Raw genomic sequence first — 18,422 nt, 5'->3', positions numbered from 1 at the left:
TCTCCCGAGAAGCACTGCGCGTCAGGCGCGGGCCACGGCCTTGCGGTTGGCAAAGCTGATGGCGAGGACGGCAAAGATCAGGAGGCCGGTGCCCACCTGCTGCCAATAGAAATTGAGACCGGTCAGAAGCAGTCCATTGGAGACGATGCTGAGCAGCAGAACGCCGAGCACCGTGCCGGCGATATTCGGCCGCCCATGCGGGCTGAGCGTCGTACCGATGAAGGTCGCGCCGATGGCGTTGAGCAGGAAGGCATTGCCTGACGAGGGAATGTAGACGGTGACGGTCGAGGTGAGCACCAGCCCGGCGATGGCCGCGATCACCGAGACGAGAAGATAGGTGACCGCCACATGCGCCTTCAGCGCAATGCCGGAATAGCGCACCACGTTCGCCTCGATGCCGGTCGCCAGCACCACGCGGCCGAAGCGGCTCTTCGTCAGAACGATCGCCGCGACGGCGATGACGAGCCCCGCAACGATCAGCGGCACGGGCACGCCGGCAAGGACACCACGGCCAAGGAACCGGAAGCTTTCGGGAATGCCGGCCGGCGGCAGGTAGACCGGATTGCCGCCGTTGGTCAGGATCTGCTGGGCGCTGCGGCCGATGAACAGCGTGCCGAGCGTCGCCAGAAACGGCGAGATACCGATGCCGGAGATGAGCACCGCATTGAAGAGCCCCACCAGTGCACCGCCACCGATACCAGCAAGGGCTGCAAGCGGCACCGGTTGCCCGGCCAGCACCAGCGAGACGAAGGTGAAGCTGGAGAAATCGATCGCCGTGCCAACGGACAGGTCGATGCCGCCAGCCGCCACCGCAAAGGTCATGGCGATGGAGACGATGGCGAGCAGCGTGAAATTGTTGACGAGGATGCTCTGCAGATTGGCGACGGTGAGGAAGCTCGGCGCTGCCGCGGAGAAAGCGGCAAACACCGCGACCAAGGCCACGACCAGAGCATAGCGGGCAGAGCGGCGCAGCAGGCCATAGGGAAGCCGGGCCTGGGAACCGGACACGAGCGTCATGCCGACGTCTCCTGTTTGCGCAGCAGCGTGGTGGCGGACACGACGAAGAGGATCAGGAGACCCTGGATGCCGCTCACCAGCGTGCTGGAAAGGTTGAGAAGCTGGAACCCGTTGACGAGGAAGCCGACGAACAGCGCCGAGAGCAGCGTGCCGGTGACGATCGGCACCAGCCGGCGCGAGAAGACGGTGCCGAGCAGCGCGGTCACCACCACCGGCAGCAGGAGATCACCCGCCCCCGTCGTGCTGCCGCTAAGGTAGGACACCGAGAGAATGCCGGCGATGCCGCCGCAAAACCCGCTGAAGACAAACGAACCGGCGATAAACGGCTTGACGGAAAGACCGGACGCCCGGGCAGCCTCGGGAAACTCGCCGACGGCATAAAGCCGCAGACCCAGCGGCGTCGCCTGCACGACGAGCGCTGCGACCAGCGTGAAGCCGATGAGCACATAAGCGAGAACGGGGATATCGAACGGACCGCCGCCCGACAGCAGCGTGAGCAGATCACCGGTTGCTGGAATGACGGTGTTCTGCGTCAGCACGAGTTCGAGCCCGGCAACGACATTCATGACGGCCAGTGTCGCCAGCAGCGGCACGATGCCCGCAAGCGTGATGGCGAGCGCATTGACGACGCCGATGGCGAGCCCCGTCGCCAGCGCGCCGGCTACAGCCACGGCATCCCCAAGGCCCGCCTGTGATAGAGCCGCATAGACGGCGGCGCTGAGACCCATATTGGCGGCGAGCGACAAGTCGATACCGCCCGTCACCACATTGCCGCCGCCGGCAATCATCACGACCGTGAGGCCGATGGCCAGAACGCCTGCAATCGCCGACTGGCCGAGCACATTGCCGATATTGCCGACCGACAGGAAATACGGTGCCGTGACGGAGAAGACGATCAGCACCGCAACGAAGACGGCAAGCGACCCGCCGCGCAGGAGCAGCGTCGCAATTCGCCGCCCCGCCGTGCCGGAGGCCGCACCGAAACCGCGTGCCGGGACAGGCGTGTTGTCGCCCTGTTGCGAACCGCCGAATGGCACCGCCTCAACCGACATGACGCAGCGCCTCCGAAGACCCCGTGACGTCGGCAAGGACGGCATCGACGCTGGTCTCGCTCGTCTCGAGCTCGGCCGCGATGCGCCCGCGGAAGAGCACGAGAATACGGTCGGTGATGCCCAGCAGCTCCGGCAAATCGGACGACAGCACGATGACACCCGCGCCGCGCGCGGCAAGATCGGCGATCAGCTGGTAGATTTCGACCTTCGCCCCGACATCCACGCCGACGGTCGGCTCGTCGAGCAGGTAGATTTCGGAATGACGGCTCAGCCATTTGGCAATCGCCACCTTCTGCTGGTTGCCGCCCGACAGGGTGCGCACCAGCGCATGGCTGCCATCGGTCTTGATCTGCAGGCGTTCGATCAGCTGGCCCGCTTCCGCTTTCTCCGTATCGGCATCGAGAAGCCCGAAGCGGGTGAAACGATCGAGGCTCGCGAGCGTGATATTCTCCGCCACGCTAAGGTCGAGCGCGACACCATGGCGGCGGCGATCCTCAGGCACCAGAGCGAGGCGGCGACGCGCGGCCTGCGCCGGGCTCTTCGTCCAGACCGTCTCACCCTCCACCTCGACACGTCCCGACAACGGCTGCTCCAGCCCGAACAGGGTGCGCACGAGATCCTTGGCGCCAGAGCCGAGAAGTCCCGTCAGGCCGAGAACCTCGCCGCGGCGCAGGGCAAAGCTCACATCCTCGTAACGACCGGGCGCGCTCAAACCCTCCACGCGCAGCAGCGTCGCGCCGAGCGCGGCGGTCCGCTTCGGGTAGAGTTCGCCGATCTCGCGATTGACCATCAGGCCGGCGATCTCGGTGGCCGAGGTCTCCGCCACCGGCTTCGTCGCCACGTCTCGGCCGTTGCGCAACACGGTGACGGTGTCGCAGAGATCCTCGATCTCGCCGAGGTAATGGGAGATGTAGATGACGGTGATGCCGTCGTCGCGCAAGCGACGGATAAGCTTGAAGAGCATGTCGGCCTCGCGTCGGACGAGGGCTGCCGTCGGCTCATCGAACACGAGAACCTTCGGCGCATGCAGCAGGGCGCGGGTGATCTGGACGATCTGCTTTTCGGCCGTGGAGAGTTCGGCGATCAGCGCGGATGTCGGCAGACGGAGGCCGAAATAGCGGTCGAGAACCTCGGCGGCACGCCGCTGCATCAGGCGACGGTCGAGAAACGGCGTTCCCGCGATGCGCGGCTCGCGGCCGAGAAAGAGCGATTCACCGACCGTGAAGGTCGGCACCAGCAGTCGATCCTGGTGAATGAAATGAATGCCGAGCGCCTCGACGTCATGCGGCGTCAGGTGATCGTGGACGACTCCGTCGATCTCGATCTCGCCGGCATCCGCCCGGTGCAGCCCGGCGAGCAGCTTGATCAGCGTCGACTTTCCCGCGCCGTTCTGCCCGACGAGGCCGTGGACCGAGCCGCGCGCAACCGTCAGCGACACGCCGGAGAGAGCCTTCGTCCCGCCGAAACTCTTTTCGATCCCGGTCAACCGGATAACCGGACGAATAATCTCATCCTCTTGCGGCGACGTCATTTCGCAAACTCCTGCCAGACATTCTCAACGACACACGATTGGGGACCGCGACCCGGATGGCCACGGTCCCCTCACACGGCTGGGGAGGATCAGCCGATACCGAGTTTCTTGGTGACGTCGTTGACGTTCGCCTTGTTGGCGAGAAGCGCGGGAACATAGGTCTCGCGCGGCAGCGTCTCACCGGCGAGCAGCCGGGCGACGTTGCGGATGGCCGTGCGGCCGAGTTCGGCCGGCTGCTGGGCGACGTCTGCTGCGGCAGGCGATGCCGGATCGGCCACGAGCTGCAGCACTTCGGGGCTGCCATCCACGCCATAGGTGCGGATCTCGGTGCGGCCGGCCGCGGTCAGCGCCTGCGTCGCGCCCAGCTGGGGAATGTCCCAGGCCGACCAGATCGCCTTGATGGAACCCTTCTCGGGATATTTGTTGAGAATGGCGGTGATCTGCGTGAAGGCGTCCTGCACCGTATTCGGAATGACGTCGCGCAGCTCGGGTTCGAGGATCTTCACCTTGGGGAAGTATTTCACCACGTTGACCAGCTGGTCGTAGCGGATGGCGCAGGGTGTGACGCCGTAGAAGCCGTTGAACACGACGATATTGCCCTCGCCGCCGATGTCCGACACGAGCTGCAGCGCTAGGTCCTTGCCGATGCCCCAGTTGTCGGAGGTCGAATTGTTGAGCGAGTTGGTCGAACCGACATCGATGGTCAACACGGGAATGCCGGCATCGCGCGCCTTCTTCAGCCAGGGATCGATGACAGTCAGCGTGCCGAGCAGCTGCACGATCGCATCCGGCTTCTGCGCGATCAGCGTCTGCAACTGCGACACGAGCTTGCCGTCGTTGCGGCCGGCATCCACCGCGATCGGCTCGCCGCCGAGCCGCTTCACTTCCTCGATCTGGGCGTTGTAGGCCTGCAGGTCGAAGAAATGGTCCGTTCCCGCCGTGCTGATGCCGATGCGCTTGCCCTTGAGCGAGCCTTCAGCCGCCGAGGCGAAAGCCGACGTGCCGCTGAGAAGCGTCGTGCCAGCGGCAGCAACCCCCGCGACCGCCGACCACTTCAGGATTTCGCGCCGACCGAACCAGCCGCGTGCCCCGTTTTCACTCATTTTCCCCGTCTCCACATCCATGACTTCGATAATGTCTATCGTTTCAGTAGACTGGATGGCTTTCGAGGAAGGGCGTTTTGTTTGGAAGGCTTTCGGGAGAAACGATCACTCTTTTTCGGTCGCCCGGGAAAACGCCGCGGACGCACATCGGTCCTGTCCGAAAACGGGCGGACAGGACAGGTTCGTTGGCGCTCAGACGACCTTGACGACCAGCTTGCCGAAGTTGCGGCCCTCCAGAAGCCCGATGAAGGCCTGCGGCGCGTTCTCCAGCCCCTCGACGACGTCCTCGCGGTAGCGCAGCCGCCCATCGGCGATCCAGCCGGCAGCCTCCTTCAGAAAGCTGTCGCGCTGGTCGCTGAACTCGGTCTGGATGAAACCGCGGATCTGCAGGCTGCGGCTGAGCACCTGGCGCATGAAGCCCGGCAGACGATCCGGGCCGGCAGGTGCCTGTCCGTCCTGGTTGTAATGCGCGATGAGGCCGCAGACCGGCACCCGCGCATAGGTGTTGAGCAGCGGGAACACCGCCTCGAAGACGTGACCGCCGACATTCTCGAAATAGACGTCGATGCCATCGGGGCATGCGGCCTTCAGCTGCTCGGCGAAATCCGGTGCCCGGTGATCCACCGCGACATCGAAGCCCAGCTCGTCCCGCAGGAAGGCGCATTTGTCCGGGCCGCCGGCAATGCCCACGGCGCGCGCGCCCTTGATCCGGGCGATCTGGCCGACGACGGAGCCGACGGCACCGCTGGCGGCGGCCACGACCACCGTCTCGCCCGGCCTAGGCTGACCGATGGTGAGCAGTCCGGCATAGGCGGTAAAGCCCGGCATGCCAAGAACGCCGAGGGCCGTGGAGACGGGCGCCGCATCCGGGTCGAGCTTGCGCAGGCCCTTGCCATCGGACAGCGCGTAGGACTGCCAGCCGGAATGGGAAAGCACGATGTCGCCGGGCTTGAAATCGGCATGGTTCGAGGTGACCACCTCGGCCACCGTGCCGCCCTCCATCACACCGCCGATCTCGACCGGCTTGGCATAGGATTTTGCCGTGCTCATCCGCCCGCGCATATAGGGGTCGAGCGAGAGATACAGAACTTTCAGAAGGATTTCGCCCTGGGATGGCTGGGGGACGGACACCTGCTCGATGTGGAAATCCTCCGCCACCGGCGCGCCCTGTGGCCGGCGGGCCAGCGTGATCCGTGTGTTGGTAAGGTCTGTCATATCGTCTTCCTCGCTGTCTCCGCCAACGCGGCGGATCGGCGGAACGTCCACCGATTGTCAGGCTCTGACATAGGCCGTCAAGCCGAAGGTGCAACGTTTTCACGTCACCTCATGCGCCCGCCACGGGATAGCCGAGGACCCGCGCGCCATCGGCAAGAACCGCCAGCGGCTCGTAATCCGCATCCTCAAGCCGAGCAAAACCGATAAGCCCGAGGTGATCGCGCACTGCCTCTAAAGCCGGATCGGTCGCGGCGGCATCAAGCACACGCCGGATAAGCGCGACCTCCGCATCGGGCGCGGACAGGCGGGTGATCAGCGGCAGGCCCGGCCCCTTCATCGTCTCGCCAAGCACCCGAATGCCGGAAAGGCGTCGGGGGTCGAAGCGGAGGATGTTGGCGTAGGTGATACAATCGATCGCTGCGATATCCGCGGCACCCTCGCGCACCGCGTCGATACTGGCGGCATGGCTGCCGGTCTGGAGGGAAGCACCGAAAAAGCGGCCGTCCCTTGCCAACGGCGCGACCATCGCGCGGAAGAGATTGGCACCCGAATTGCTGTCCGGCTGGTTGATGGCAGCGCGGGCACCTTTCAGCTCGATCAGCGCGGTCGCTTCGCTATCGCTGCGAACGATAAGAAAGCTGCACATATCCGGCCCGTCGCAGCCGGGATGGCGATAGACCGGCGTCGCGACCAGCCGCACCTTGCCCTGTAGCCGGCTGACGAAGGGAAAGCCGCAGGTCTGCGCCAGCAGCAGATCCGGCCGCAGCCAGGCCTCGTCATAAGGCAGAGTCGAAAGCGCCTCGGGCACGCCAGCGAGCCCCTCGGCACGAAGCCTGTCGCGGAGATACTGCCAGAGCTTTGCCGTGGCCGCCGCCACGGGTTCCGGGTTCGCATACATGGCAAGGCTGGCGAGACGCGGCGCGACATTCGAGATCTGCGGCATAGGCTCCCTTCGAATGGATGACCTCACGTCATCCCCGCCTCACACGGAATGATGCGGATGCGTGATGCGATCGTGCGGGCGCAGCAGGAAGCGGCGGGCGACATCGAGATAGCCGTTGTAGACCAGACCGCCATTCGCCGCCACCAGGGCTTCCCGGTCGCGCCGGTAGATGGCCGGCAGGCGATACCAGGGAAGACCCGGCTTGCGGTGATGCAGCACATGCAGGTTGTTGAACAGGAAGACCGGCCCGAAGATGCGGCTGTTCTCGACGATCGCCGTGCGCTCCGCCTCCGCCTCGGCAAAGCGGTGCTCGGCATAGGAGCGCAGCCGGGTGATGGCCGCACCGGGATAGACGAAGCCGAAGAAGTAGAGCCAGAACGGCATGCCGCAGACGGCGACGACCCAGGTGAGGACGACCGCCACCCCCAGCGCGTGTAGCGCCCAGATGCGCCGGCGGCCGGCCTCGTTGCGCCAGACGCGGCGCGCCTCGCCGGCCAGGAAGCTCGCCAGCATCACCGCGGGCCCGATCGTCAGCCGCCCGAGCAGCGTCAGGTTCCACTGCGCCAGCCGCTTGCCCGTACGCCCAAGGCTCAGCCACATGGCCTGCGTGAAATAGGAGGATTCCGGATCCTCCACCGGGTCGGTCAGGAACTCGTCGCGGTGATGGTCGAGATGGCTGTCCTTGTAGATCGGATAGGGCAGCCAGAGAGACAAAGGCACGGAGCCGATCGCATCGTTGATACGCCGGCTCCGTGTCGGGTGATGATGGATGACCTCATGCTGCAGCGAGGCGTGCCACGCGATCAACAAACCGCCGATGACGACCACCAGCGGCAGCGGCAGCACCGCCCACCACCACGTCACCGCCAGAAAGCCTCCGTGGATGCCGACGGCGAGAAGAACCGTCGGCCATTCCACCCTTGCCGATTGGGAGGCGGGTGGTGGCGTGAAGCTGTGCGTGGCAGTCTCGGTCATCGGTATCCCCTGCTGGTTGCTTGATTTTCAGGCCGCGTCGATCGCCTGGCGCAGATCGGCAATGATGTCGTCGGGATGCTCGATGCCGATCGACAACCTGACATAGCCAGGGGTCACACCTGCCGCCCGCTGGTCCTCGACGCTCAGTTGCGAGTGCGTGGTGGTCGAGGGATGGATGGCCAGCGACCGGGCATCGCCGATATTCGCAAGATGATAGAAGAGCGTCAGCGCATCGATGAACCGGCGCCCCGCCTCGCGGCCGCCCTTCAGCTCAAAGCCCACAAGCGCGCCATAGCTTCCCGGAACAAAGTAGGCCTCGGCCCTTTCGCGTGCCTGACCCGTCTGGAACTTCGGGAAGATCACCGTCTCCACCTTGGGGTGGGAGAGGAGGAAATCGGCCACCTTGATCGCATTGTCATTGTGCTGACGCAGGCGCAGCGGCAGCGTCTCCAGACCCTGGATCAGGTTGAACGCGTTTTGTGGGCTGATGGCGGCCCCGAGGTCGCGCAGCAGCACGGCACGCGCGCGCAGGATGTAGGGGTGGAAGCCGATCGCATCCGCCTTCTCGATCCAGGTCTTGCCCTGATAGCTCTGGTCGGGCTCGTTGAGGTTGGGATGCCGCTCCGCGAGGTCCCGCCAGGGAAAAGTGCCGCCATCGATGATCGCCCCGCCGATCGAGGTGCCATGGCCGCCGATATATTTGGTAGTGGAGTAGACCACGATGGCCGCACCGTGCTCCAGCGGGCGGATGATCAGCGGGGCCGCTGTATTGTCCACGATTAGCGGAATGCCGAAGCGGCGCCCAACGGCCGCGACCTCCGCGATCGGGAACACCTCCAGCTTCGGATTGGGCAGGGATTCCCCGTAATAGGCCCGCGTCCGGTCGTCGGTCGCACGCGCAAAAGCCTCCGGATCCGTCGCATCCACGAAGCGGGTCTCGATGCCGAAGCTCTTCAGCGTCGCGGCAAACAGCGCCCAGGTGCCGCCGTAGAGGCCTGCGGCACTGACGATGTTGTCGCCGTGACGGGCGAGATTGAGGATGGAATAGGCGGACGCCGCCTGGCCCGAGGCAACGGCCAGCGCCGCAGCACCGCCTTCGATTTCGGCCAGCCGCTGCTCGAAGGCATCCTGCGTGGGATTGGAGATGCGGGAATAAAGATGGCCGGGGGCTTCGAGCGCAAAAAGCTTGTCGGCCGTTTCCGTGTTGGAGATCTGGAACGACGACGTCTGGTAGATCGGCACCGCCACGGCACCGGTCGTCGGATCGAACCGGAAGCTGCCGCCATGCAGCGCCAGCGTCTCCGGGTGCCGGCTTTTGAAGGTCGGTGCGCCCGTCGGCACGCTCGGTGCTTGGCACACGCCCTGCTGTTCTGCGACGTCTGGTGGCTGGTGGATCGTCATGACGCTGTCTCCATGGGAAGTCGATGGGATGGGGAAGTCGGATGGGATCGGGATGCCGATGGAGACAGCGTAGACGCAGGCCTAAAAATACACAGTTTTAATAGACTATTTTTTCGCGCATATGTGAAATTGCTTTCTCAAGCGCGGCCTTCCGGCGAAACGGTGCCGGCCGGACGGCCACCCGCCGCGCGTCCTTGAACGCTCTACGGCCGATCATGGTCGATGCTTTGCGTAAGCGCTCGCATCGGCACAAACACATGCTCGCGAGGCCGTGAAAAAGAGCATGCGATATCTGTCATCGGCGGGCTCCACGCTTAGTCTACAGACCTACTCATTTTCCGGGGCCCGACCCTCGGGACTTTCGGACCTGCGACGGAGCACATCTCATGCTGATCACCAGACGTTCCCTCACCGCCGCTTTGGCCGGCACGACGCTTCTTCCCCTTCTCGGCACCCTGCCTGCCCGCGCCGCCGACAAGGTCATTCGCGTCGGCTATCAGAAATACGGCACGTTGGTGCTGCTGAAGGGCAAGGGCATTCTGGAGGAGAAGCTGGAGGCGATCGGCTACACCGTGGAATGGTCCGAATTCCCGGCCGGGCCGCAATTGCTGGAAGCGCTGAACGTTGGCGCCGTCGATTTCGGCTCGACCGGCGAGACGCCGCCGATCTTCGCGCAGGCCGCCGGCGCGCCTCTCGTCTACGTCGCCCACGAGCCGCCGGCACCCCGCGGCGAAGCCATCCTCGTGCCCGCCGACAGCCCCATCAAGACGGTCGCCGACCTGAAGGGCAAGAACGTCGCGCTGAACAAGGGCTCCAACGTCCACTTCCTGCTGGTCAAGGCGCTGGAAGACGCAGGCCTTGCCTATACCGATATCAAGACCTCGTTCCTGCCGCCGGCCGATGCCCGCGCCGCCTTCGAACAGGGCGCCGTCGATGCCTGGGTGATCTGGGATCCCTTCCAGGCCGCCGCCGAAGCCGCGATCGGCGCACGCACCCTGCGCAACGGCGAAAACCTCGTGCCGAACCACCAGTTCTATCTGAGCACCAAGACCTTCGTGGACGCCCATGCCGAAGCGCTCGACGTCACGATCGCCGCCATCGGCGAGATCGACCAGTGGGCAAAGGCGAACACCGCAACGGCCGCACAGGAACTCGCCCCCATCGTCGGCATTCCCGGCGATGTCCTCGCCATCGCGCTCGAACGCCAGTCCTTCGGCGTCACCCCGCTCAGCGAAGCCGTCGTCGCTCAGCAACAGGCGATTGCCGATACGTTCCACACGCTCGGCCTCATCCCCGCACCGATCGTCATTGCCGACAACGTCCGCAAGGGTGGCGCCTGATGGCGGAAGCCTCGCTCGCCGGATCTAAAAACGACACCTCGAATGCGACGCGGAAAAACCCGGTCTCGGACAGGGCTTCCGGAACGGGCAGCGTCCTTTGGCAACGCCTTGCGCCTTGGGCGCTGCCGATCGCGATCCTCATCCTCTGGGAGATCGCCTCGCGCAGCGGCCTCGTCACCGCCCGCCTCATTCCCGCGCCGACGTCGGTCGCCGCCGCCTTCTGGCGGCTGCTGCTCGATGGCTCGCTTCTCTACCACACGCTTGCCTCCACCCAGCGCGCGGTGATCGGCCTCCTCATCGGCGGCGGCATCGGCTTTGTGCTGGGCGTGGTCAACGGCCTGTGGCGGCCGGCGGAAACCTTCCTCGACAGCACCATCCAGATGGTGCGCAACGTGCCGCATCTGGCGCTCATCCCGCTCGTCATCCTCTGGTTCGGCATCGGCGAGACGGCGAAGATCTTCCTCGTCTCCGTCGGCGTGTTCTTTCCGATCTACATGAACACCTTCTACGGCGTGCGCACCATCGACCCGCAGGTCGTGGAGATGGCCGAGGTCTACGGGCTCAATCGCCGCGCCATGATCCTGCGCATCATCCTGCCCGGCGCCCTGCCCTCCATCCTCGTCGGCCTGCGCTACGCGCTCGGCTTCATGTGGCTGACGCTGATCGTTGCCGAAACCATCTCGGCCACCAACGGCATCGGCTACATGACCATGAACGCCCGCGAGTTCCTGCAGACGGACGTCGTGCTGCTCGGCATCATCGTCTACGCCCTGCTCGGCAAGGTCGCCGATCTCGCCACGCGCGCCATCGAACGGCGCGTCCTCTCCTGGCATCCGGCCTATCAGGGCCAGGAAAAGGGAACGCCATGACCCTCGCACTGAAATCTTCCCATACGGCACAACGACTGGAAACGAGACAGCCGGCAACCCCGGTCAACGGCCTGCCTTTGTCGCTGTCGAACGTGGAAAAGCGCTTCGGCGCGCTGAGCGTCCTCGAGAAGTTCTCGCTGGATGTGCCCGCCGGCCGGTTCCTCGCCGTCGTCGGCCGCTCGGGCGGCGGCAAGTCCACGCTGATGCGCCTCATCGCCGGGCTGGACAAACCGACCTCCGGCACCGTCGCCATCGGCGGTGAGACGGTCGAAGGACTCAATCCCGATGTGCGCCTCCTCTTCCAGGAAGCCCGACTGGTGCCGTGGCAGCGCGTGGGGGAAAATGTCGGCATCGCTCGCGGGCCCGACTGGCAGGAAACGGCCCGCGCCACACTGCGGGATGTCGGCCTCGAAGGCCGGGAAAACGACTGGCCGAGCGTGCTCTCCGGTGGGCAGAAACAGCGCGTGGCGCTCGCCCGCGCCCTCGTCAGCCAGCCGCGCATCCTCCTGCTCGACGAGCCCTTCGGCGCTCTCGACGCCCTGACGCGCATCGAGATGCACCGCCTTCTCGAAACCCTGTGGACTGCGCGCGGTTTCACCACCGTGCTGATCACCCATGACGTCGCGGAAGCCGTGGCACTAGCCGACCGCGTCGTCGTGCTGCGCGAAGGCGCCGTCGCGCTGGACATCGATATCGACCTCGACCGTCCCCGCCGGGAGTTGGCCGATCCGCGTGCGGTGGATCTGCAACGGCGGATTCTGGAGGCGGTCTGACGCCTTTACGGTGAACCGGAGTTCACCGTAAAGGCTCTAAACGGGGCATTGCCGTCTTGTCCGACGGCAATACACACAGGTGGGGCGCTCGGTCATGAAAAGCGCGTTGCGGCACGCCAAGCAATCGCTCCGGAACGCACCAACTCCTCGAAACATTCTCCCGACCTTGCGCGTTACCTCGTCATAAAAATCATAAGACAAGCGGTGGGAGTGAAGCATGACCGAGCAGCAGAAAATGTCCTTCGACGCCAGCCTTCTCAAGATCATCGTCGCCGCCGGCGCTGCGCTCATCACCGTGTCCGCCCCGGTGCTGCTTTTGGTCTGATGGATCGTTTACCGGTCTGACGCGTCCGGATAGTCCTGTGGACTCTGAGGCTTTGAAACACTGATCTGAACAATTAAATGAGCAAGGGGTCAGCCGAAACGGCGGCAAGCGCCCGGTAAAAAACAATCCGATAATTGGAAAGAAAAGTTCGGCTTCGGGAAAGCCATTTTTTGGCTGGTCGGAGTGGCAGGATTTGAACCTGCGACCCCCACGTCCCGAACGTGGTGCGCTACCAGGCTGCGCTACACTCCGTGACCAGCGGCGTTTCTATAGAACAGCGTTTTTCATTCCACAAGCGGCAAATCATCGGTTCAGGTCAGTTTTTGACAGGATGATGTCGCAGAGCCCAAGTGGCGTGGCGGGTGATAGAGATTTTCGGCAACGCTTGGAAATTATTGCGCATCGGCAGGGTCCGACCGATTTTCTTTGAACACGATTGGCGCTAGAGGCGTGAGCGAACGGGCGGTGCGCCTCGATGTCGGCACGGGGCTGGCGGCAGGCGGCAGGGCGTCCGGTTTCAGGATCTTTCGAAGGGGACGATATATGACCTTGCGGGTTTTCGCGGCTGCCGGCCTTGCGCTGGTACTTGCCGGATGCACGACCATTGCACCAATGCAGCAGAACGCGGTCGAAGCCCGCTGGGCCGGACAGCCGGCCGGCATCTTCTTCGCCCAGTTCGGCCCGCCGATCGCCGACGTGCAGAGCGGCGGCGATACGCTCTATTCGTGGAAGGGCGGCTACCGCAACCGCAAGGTTCCCGCGACCTACGCCAAGAAGGCGGACGGCTCGCGCGGCAAGCAGACGTCACCGGCTCGCACCGAATATCTCAGCTGCTCGGTACAGCTTACGGTGTCCTCGGACTACATCATCCGTTCGGTTCGCCTCGTCGGCGACCGCCGCCAGCCGGGCGGCCCGAGCTGGTGCGAGGAAGTGCTGGCCGACGCCAAGGCGTCCTGAGCCAACGCGCTCAAGACTTCGTCAAGACATCACACCGGAGCGATCGACGCTCCGGTGTTTTTCGTTGCGGCTCAGTGCAAACCGCCGTTCAGGCCCTCGCCCGCCCCTTGCGCCCGTCCAGCACCACCAGCAGGACGACGCCCACGAGGCCGATGACGCCGCCGAGGATGGACGTAAAACTGTAATCCCCAAGCCGCGTGCCTGCGGCAAAGACGACGGCGCTGATGCCGGCGCTGAGGAACATGTTGACGGCGATCAGCGAGCTGCCGAGGCCGGGACGGTCGGCGATGAGGTCCTGCAGATAGGTGATCGGCAGGCTGATGATGGCGGCGGCGGCGATGCCGCTGATGATCGTCTGGGCATAGATATGCCAGGTCTGCGTCGCCATGCCCTGCAGCGCCATGTAGACTGCATAGAGCGTGGCGCCGATGACCAGCGAGCGCAGCGACGTGATCCGCCGCTCGGCCGCGCTCCAGAACAGGATAAAGACGATTTCCAGAAGCGCCACGACGCCGACGACGATACCGATGTCGCGCACCGTGCCGCCGGCCTTGCCCGTGATGATCAGAGACCGCACCGCATCGTTGACGAACAACATGGAGCAGATGAGCGCGATGGCGAGAAGCCGTAGCGCGACGCGCGGAGAAACGACCTCACGCAGCGAGGCCAGCACCCGGTAGCGCGCAACGTCGTCCCGGGTCCCGAGCGGCAAAGGCCGCGGCAGGTAAAAGGCGGCGAGGATGAAGCAGACACCGGCGGCCAGCGCCGCGATCAGATAGGCCGGCAGCATGGATTGCGAGCCCGCCAGCGCAATGCCGACGATGCCGGGCACCAGCACCCAGGAAAGCGAGATCGTGGCGCGCATCGTGGCGTTGACCGCGACGAGCTGCGATTGCGCCAGCCCGCCAGAGGCCGCGCGCACATTGGCGAAGATCAGCGAGTTCAGCGCGCCGAACACCGGCAGCAGAACGAGCTTGGCGATGACGAAGGCGGTGATCGTCGCCGAGACGTAGACGAGCGCAAAGCCGGAGATGCCGAACAGCGCGACATAGAGGATGGAGGTACGGTAATCGCCGAGCCGGTCGGCGAAGATGCCCATGAGCACGCTTGCCGTAACGCTGACGGCAGCGGCCGCAAACATCAGGCTGGCATAGCCGCTATCGGTCAACCCGAGTTCGCGGATGCCGATGATCGACTGATAAGGCTGGGTCGCCGCCCCGGAGAACCCGAAGAAGAAGATGGCAAGCGCGCTGACGCGCAGCGACGGGTCCCGGAGGGCGGTCGCGATCGATAGGCTCATGGGGACACCAGGGCGCAGAACGGCCCAGCTGGAGGAGACGGCAAATCGCCGGGAATGTGAGAATGCGAACGATCTTATACGCCCGCACCCCAAGTGCAACGGTGCGAGAGGCGCCGTTGCCTATTTTTCAGCGATGAGGCCTTGCAAAGGTACGCCTACTTCCAGCGGGCGGACGACTGCGGCTCCGGCACGTAATCGAAGGCCCGGTCGAAAGGATAGGACGGGCGCCGGCGCCGCTCGTTGGGCAGACGCTCGATATCCTGATTGATGACGCCGTCCGTCAGGGCCATGAGGTTCGGCTGGGCGATGGGCGCAAGCTCGGGCGAGAGATAGCCGGACTTGACCACGAGCAGCCGCACGCCCTTCGGGTCGATGCCGTGGCGGGTGAAGTCGGCGATATCGTGGTAGGGCCGTCGGCGCGCCGCGAGAATGACCGTGATGCCACCGACCGTGACGACCGCCTGCCGCGCCTCAGCGCCTGCCGGGTCGTCGAGACGGACGACGGTGGCGGAAACCTCGGCCGAAGGGCTCGCGGGATCGAGCGCGCCGCCGATCCGCAGCGGCAGGGTCGCGCCCTCACCCGCCGCAAAGCAGGCCTCCACCGCAGGCCGGTCGGTGATGCCGCCGATGACGGCGCCTTGAAAATCGCGCGCGATCAGGGCGTTGAGCACATCCGCCCGGTCGCCCACGCCGCCGCCCGTGGGGTTGTCGCCGGAATCCGCAAGGATGACCGGCCGTGTCTGCGTCCCCTGAGCAATATCGAGCATCTCCTTGAGCGGCCCGGTGACGGGACCGAAGCGGAAGGCCTCGCGGGCCTCCCAGTAGGATCGCGCGATCTCGGCAGCGACAGCTTCAGCTGCCGCCTTGTCCGTTCCCGTCACGACGGCGCAGGCCGTTCCGCGCGGCTCGTCCGCCCAGACATAGCCTACCATCAGGTTCGCGTCCCACACACCCGGCACCGCATCGTGCCGCGACAGCGCGTCGTAGAGGCTCTTTGCCGGCTCGTCTTCGGTGGAGGTGCGCTCGCCCGGCAGCAGCACCGGCACCGGCGCCCAGGCGACACCGGGCTTTTCTCCCGTCTGCAGCGTCTTCACCAGCATGGACCAGGCCCGCACCATGGTTTCGCGCGTGTCGATATGCGGCGCGGTGCGGTAGGCCGCGAAGATATCCAGCTGGTCGATGATGCGCTGGGTGACGTTGCCATGCAGGTCGTAGCTCGCCGCCACGGGGATGTCGGGCCCGACCACGCTGCGTGCCGCCGAAATCCAGTCGCCTTCCGCATCATCCATGCCCTCGACGTTCATGGCGCCATGCATGGCAAGGTAGAGGCCATCGAGCGGCAGGGACGCCTTCAGCAGATCGAGGAATTCCGCCTTGAACCCCTCATAGGTCGCGCGCGCCAGAGGCCCGCCGGGCACGGCGCGGGCATGGAGCAGTGGCAACAGCTGAACGTCGGGATTCGGCAGAAACGAAAAATTCTCGGCCGACAGCAGATCGGGACCGCGCAGAACGCGAAAATCCTCGGGCCGCATCAGGACCGGGGAAGAGGTGCTGCACTCGGTATGGATGCCGCCGACGGCGATACGGAAGGTCATGATGTCTGGCCCTTGGATGGGTTTCGGGTTGGGCGGGAGAAAGAAGGAAGAAGAAAGGAAGGAAAACCCTCTCTGGCCAGAGAGGGCCTTTCTTTCTCGCCCCTAAAGCTTCGGGCTCAACGGCGCCAGGGCCGCAAACCGCTGCCAATCCTTGCGCTCCCGTGGCGTCCACGCGGCCTCGGCAACCGCTGCGAGGCGGGGGAAAACGAGGTGGTTGAAATAGTCGCGATTGAGGAAATGCTCCGACCAGATGCAGGCCTGCACGCCGCGCATGCGAGCTTGCAGTGCTTCCGGAAAGTCTCCGACCGCCTCGTACGTGTAGGTGTGCTGCGGCGGCACGGTGCCGGCCCAGCTGGCGCCCGGCTCCTGGAAGGCCTCGTCCTGCACCATGTCGAGGTAATAGGCCTGCCCCGGCGTCATCACCACATCATAGCCTTGGCGTGCCAGCTCCACCCCGACCTCCGGCTTCTGCCACGCCATCAGCAGGGTGCCCTCGGGATCGACCCCACCGCCATGGGAAACCTCGTCCCAGCCGGCAAGCCTGCGGCCGCGTGTCCCCAGCATCTGCTGGATGCGCTTCATGAAATAGCTCTGCAGCCCGAACGTGCCTTCGATCCCCTCATCCGCCATCAGTTTGCGCGCGAGTGGAGACGCCATCCAGGTGTTCGAGGCCACCTCGTCGCCGCCGATATGGAGGAGCTTCGAAGGGAAGAGAGCCACCATCTCGTCGAAGACCTTGCCAAGGAAAACGTAGGTTTCCTCGACCGCGGGGTTCAGCGCATTGTTGGGAAAACCCTGGACGGAACGATAGCTGTCGGGCGCTTCCTGCCCGTCGGCAAGCTCCGGCAGGGCGACCAGCGTCGCGGTGCTGTGGCCGGGAATGTCGATCTCCGGCACGACCTCGACATGCAGCGCCAGCGCATGCGCGACGATCGCCTTCACGTCGTCCTGCGAATAAAATCCGCCGACCGGCTCGGCACCGTTGCCGAGCTGCGGCAGCATCGGCTCGTCCGGCCCACGCAGCACGCCGAGCGTCGTCAGCGTCGGATAGGCCTTGATCTCCAGCCGCCAGGCCTCGTCATCCGAGAGATGCCAGTGGAACACGTTCATCCGGTACCAGGCGAGAATGTCGATCAGGCGGATCATATCGGCAACCGGATAGAACTGCCGCGACACATCGAGATGGCAGCCGCGCCAGACATAGCGCGGCGCGTCCGCGATTTGGCCTGTTGAGGGAAAGCGGAACACCGCCTTTTCGGTCCGGGCACCATGCAGCATCTGGGCGAGTGCCGTCAGCCCGTACTGCCGGCCGGCCGTGCCGCCATGCGTGAGCGTGACCACATCGGCGAAGTCCAGTGTGTAGCCTTCGGCCCCGAGATCTTCGGCCTGTTGGAAGTGCAAGGCGCGACCTTCATGAACCGGCGCGAGCGACAGCGGCACATGCCCCACGCTGAAAAGACGCCGGTAAAGCGCAATCACCGCGCTGACCGCCTTCAGATCCTCGACCCCCGTTCCCTCCGCGGGGTAGAGCGCGACAGGCACGGCATGCCCTGCCGTGAGGCTTGCGGCCTTCGGCCAGGGAAGCAGGTAGAACGGCTCCGTCACTTCGCCCTTCGGCAACAGGTCCGGTGCAGGTTCCGCCGGACGCCCGCCGAGAAGCAGATCGTCCACATCGACAGGCACATGGGCACCGTCACCGAGCGTCAGATAGGCGGATTTCGCACCATCCGTCCGATGCTTTGCCGGACGCCAGAGACCGGACACGGTGAAGCGCCAGCTGCTACCCGGCGCCAGCACGAAGCCTTCCGGCGGGGCGAACTGGTGGAAATTGGCATTGCGCATCAAGAAAGTGGCATTGCCGCAGGCGGGATCGTCCATCACCCGGGTCAGCGACGTGTAGGCGAGCTTGAAGCCTGAGAGGGGCGCGTCCGACAGATTGAACAGCGTGAAGACGAAGCCGCCGCAGTCTTCGCCCTCGATCGGGTGCCAGCTATTCTCAAGCCGGAAATCATGTGCCTTTGCCATG

15 protein-coding genes and 1 tRNA gene are annotated in these 18,422 nt (G+C 65.0%); 4 read left to right on the top strand and 12 right to left on the bottom strand.

Annotation, left to right across the window (positions count from 1 at the left end):
• Positions 1–21 precede the first annotated feature (21 nt).
• From C8J33_RS22490 to C8J33_RS22455, 8 genes are all read right to left on the bottom strand, one after another.
• Entirely contained in the window at positions 22–1,017 is a 996-nt protein-coding gene (locus C8J33_RS22490) for an ABC transporter permease (protein ID WP_132447884.1), read from the bottom strand.
• A complete protein-coding gene (locus C8J33_RS22485) occupies positions 1,014–2,069 on the bottom strand; it encodes an ABC transporter permease (protein ID WP_132665413.1) in 1,056 nt (351 codons plus the stop codon). The genes C8J33_RS22490 and C8J33_RS22485 overlap by 4 nt, the downstream gene beginning before the upstream one ends.
• Positions 2,059–3,600 carry a sugar ABC transporter ATP-binding protein gene (locus C8J33_RS22480; RefSeq protein ID WP_132665412.1) on the bottom strand — a complete coding sequence of 514 codons (1,542 nt, stop codon included), beginning with the start codon at positions 3,598–3,600 and terminating at the stop codon, positions 2,059–2,061. The genes C8J33_RS22485 and C8J33_RS22480 overlap by 11 nt, the downstream gene beginning before the upstream one ends.
• 89 nt (positions 3,601–3,689) lie before the next feature.
• The gene (locus C8J33_RS22475; protein ID WP_422038893.1) at positions 3,690–4,703 is read right to left on the bottom strand and encodes a sugar ABC transporter substrate-binding protein; all 1,014 of its coding nucleotides are present in this window, start codon (positions 4,701–4,703) and stop codon (positions 3,690–3,692) included.
• Positions 4,704–4,895: 192 nt separating this feature from the next.
• Complete coding sequence (locus C8J33_RS22470; RefSeq protein WP_132665410.1) at positions 4,896–5,918, bottom strand: NADP-dependent oxidoreductase; 1,023 nt, start codon at positions 5,916–5,918, stop codon at positions 4,896–4,898.
• A 109-nt stretch (positions 5,919–6,027) separates the two neighbouring features.
• A complete protein-coding gene (locus C8J33_RS22465) occupies positions 6,028–6,861 on the bottom strand; it encodes a phosphate/phosphite/phosphonate ABC transporter substrate-binding protein (RefSeq protein WP_132665409.1) in 834 nt (277 codons plus the stop codon).
• A gap of 39 nt (positions 6,862–6,900) precedes the next feature.
• On the bottom strand, positions 6,901–7,836 hold the full coding sequence (locus tag C8J33_RS22460) for a fatty acid desaturase (protein ID WP_132665408.1): 936 nt from the start codon (positions 7,834–7,836) through the stop codon (positions 6,901–6,903).
• Between the two features lie 27 nt (positions 7,837–7,863).
• On the bottom strand, positions 7,864–9,237 hold the full coding sequence (locus C8J33_RS22455; protein ID WP_132665407.1) for an O-acetylhomoserine aminocarboxypropyltransferase/cysteine synthase family protein: 1,374 nt from the start codon (positions 9,235–9,237) through the stop codon (positions 7,864–7,866).
• Between the two features lie 386 nt (positions 9,238–9,623).
• Here C8J33_RS22455 and C8J33_RS22450 point away from each other — a divergent pair, with 386 nt between their 5' ends.
• The 3 genes from C8J33_RS22450 to C8J33_RS22440 are packed head-to-tail and all read left to right on the top strand — an operon-like array spanning position 9,624 to position 12,219.
• The gene (locus C8J33_RS22450) at positions 9,624–10,577 is read left to right on the top strand and encodes a sulfonate ABC transporter substrate-binding protein (RefSeq protein ID WP_132665406.1); all 954 of its coding nucleotides are present in this window, start codon (positions 9,624–9,626) and stop codon (positions 10,575–10,577) included.
• Positions 10,577–11,446, top strand: coding sequence for an ABC transporter permease subunit (locus tag C8J33_RS22445; RefSeq protein WP_132665405.1), 870 nt, complete (start codon positions 10,577–10,579; stop codon positions 11,444–11,446). Before C8J33_RS22450 ends, C8J33_RS22445 begins: the two co-directional genes overlap by 1 nt.
• Entirely contained in the window at positions 11,443–12,219 is a 777-nt protein-coding gene (locus tag C8J33_RS22440; RefSeq protein ID WP_132665404.1) for an ABC transporter ATP-binding protein, read from the top strand. Before C8J33_RS22445 ends, C8J33_RS22440 begins: the two co-directional genes overlap by 4 nt.
• 500 nt (positions 12,220–12,719) lie before the next feature.
• Here the strand turns inward: C8J33_RS22440 and C8J33_RS22435 are convergent.
• Positions 12,720–12,796 (bottom strand) — tRNA-Pro (locus C8J33_RS22435).
• Positions 12,797–13,087: 291 nt separating this feature from the next.
• On the opposite strand from C8J33_RS22435, the gene C8J33_RS22430 reads away from it, so the two are divergent.
• Positions 13,088–13,501 carry a hypothetical protein gene (locus tag C8J33_RS22430; protein ID WP_132665403.1) on the top strand — a complete coding sequence of 138 codons (414 nt, stop codon included), beginning with the start codon at positions 13,088–13,090 and terminating at the stop codon, positions 13,499–13,501.
• An 88-nt stretch (positions 13,502–13,589) separates the two neighbouring features.
• Here C8J33_RS22430 and C8J33_RS22425 read toward each other — a convergent pair whose 3' ends face one another.
• The 3 genes from C8J33_RS22425 to C8J33_RS22415 form a co-directional block, all read right to left on the bottom strand.
• Positions 13,590–14,801: an MFS transporter gene (locus C8J33_RS22425; protein ID WP_132665402.1), complete on the bottom strand. Its 1,212-nt coding sequence runs from the start codon at positions 14,799–14,801 to the stop codon at positions 13,590–13,592.
• 155 nt (positions 14,802–14,956) lie between these two features.
• Positions 14,957–16,396 carry a M81 family metallopeptidase gene (locus C8J33_RS22420; RefSeq protein WP_132665401.1) on the bottom strand — a complete coding sequence of 480 codons (1,440 nt, stop codon included), beginning with the start codon at positions 16,394–16,396 and terminating at the stop codon, positions 14,957–14,959.
• Positions 16,397–16,498: 102 nt separating this feature from the next.
• Positions 16,499–18,421 carry a beta-N-acetylhexosaminidase gene (locus tag C8J33_RS22415; RefSeq protein ID WP_132665400.1) on the bottom strand — a complete coding sequence of 641 codons (1,923 nt, stop codon included), beginning with the start codon at positions 18,419–18,421 and terminating at the stop codon, positions 16,499–16,501.
• Position 18,422 lies beyond the last annotated feature (1 nt).

Origin of the sequence: Rhizobium sp. PP-CC-3G-465 (assembly GCF_004343445.1) — a bacterium.
GTDB classification, from domain to species: Bacteria; Pseudomonadota; Alphaproteobacteria; order Rhizobiales; family Rhizobiaceae; genus Ferranicluibacter; species Ferranicluibacter rubi.
The sequence above is the reverse complement of the archived record's forward strand: the minus strand, read 5'-3'. Positions and strand labels throughout refer to the sequence as shown.

Coding starts and splice junctions, on each gene's coding strand:
- C8J33_RS22490 (WP_132447884.1), bottom strand. CDS start 1,017: ATGACGCTCGTGTCCGGTTCCCAGGCCCGGCTTCCCTATGGCCTGCTG.
- C8J33_RS22485 (WP_132665413.1), bottom strand. CDS start 2,069: ATGTCGGTTGAGGCGGTGCCATTCGGCGGTTCGCAACAGGGCGACAAC.
- C8J33_RS22480 (WP_132665412.1), bottom strand. CDS start 3,600: ATGACGTCGCCGCAAGAGGATGAGATTATTCGTCCGGTTATCCGGTTG.
- C8J33_RS22475 (WP_422038893.1), bottom strand. CDS start 4,703: ATGAGTGAAAACGGGGCACGCGGCTGGTTCGGTCGGCGCGAAATCCTG.
- C8J33_RS22470 (WP_132665410.1), bottom strand. CDS start 5,918: ATGACAGACCTTACCAACACACGGATCACGCTGGCCCGCCGGCCACAG.
- C8J33_RS22465 (WP_132665409.1), bottom strand. CDS start 6,861: ATGCCGCAGATCTCGAATGTCGCGCCGCGTCTCGCCAGCCTTGCCATG.
- C8J33_RS22460 (WP_132665408.1), bottom strand. CDS start 7,836: ATGACCGAGACTGCCACGCACAGCTTCACGCCACCACCCGCCTCCCAA.
- C8J33_RS22455 (WP_132665407.1), bottom strand. CDS start 9,237: ATGACGATCCACCAGCCACCAGACGTCGCAGAACAGCAGGGCGTGTGC.
- C8J33_RS22450 (WP_132665406.1), top strand. CDS start 9,624: ATGCTGATCACCAGACGTTCCCTCACCGCCGCTTTGGCCGGCACGACG.
- C8J33_RS22445 (WP_132665405.1), top strand. CDS start 10,577: ATGGCGGAAGCCTCGCTCGCCGGATCTAAAAACGACACCTCGAATGCG.
- C8J33_RS22440 (WP_132665404.1), top strand. CDS start 11,443: ATGACCCTCGCACTGAAATCTTCCCATACGGCACAACGACTGGAAACG.
- C8J33_RS22430 (WP_132665403.1), top strand. CDS start 13,088: ATGACCTTGCGGGTTTTCGCGGCTGCCGGCCTTGCGCTGGTACTTGCC.
- C8J33_RS22425 (WP_132665402.1), bottom strand. CDS start 14,801: ATGAGCCTATCGATCGCGACCGCCCTCCGGGACCCGTCGCTGCGCGTC.
- C8J33_RS22420 (WP_132665401.1), bottom strand. CDS start 16,396: ATGACCTTCCGTATCGCCGTCGGCGGCATCCATACCGAGTGCAGCACC.
- C8J33_RS22415 (WP_132665400.1), bottom strand. CDS start 18,421: ATGGCAAAGGCACATGATTTCCGGCTTGAGAATAGCTGGCACCCGATC.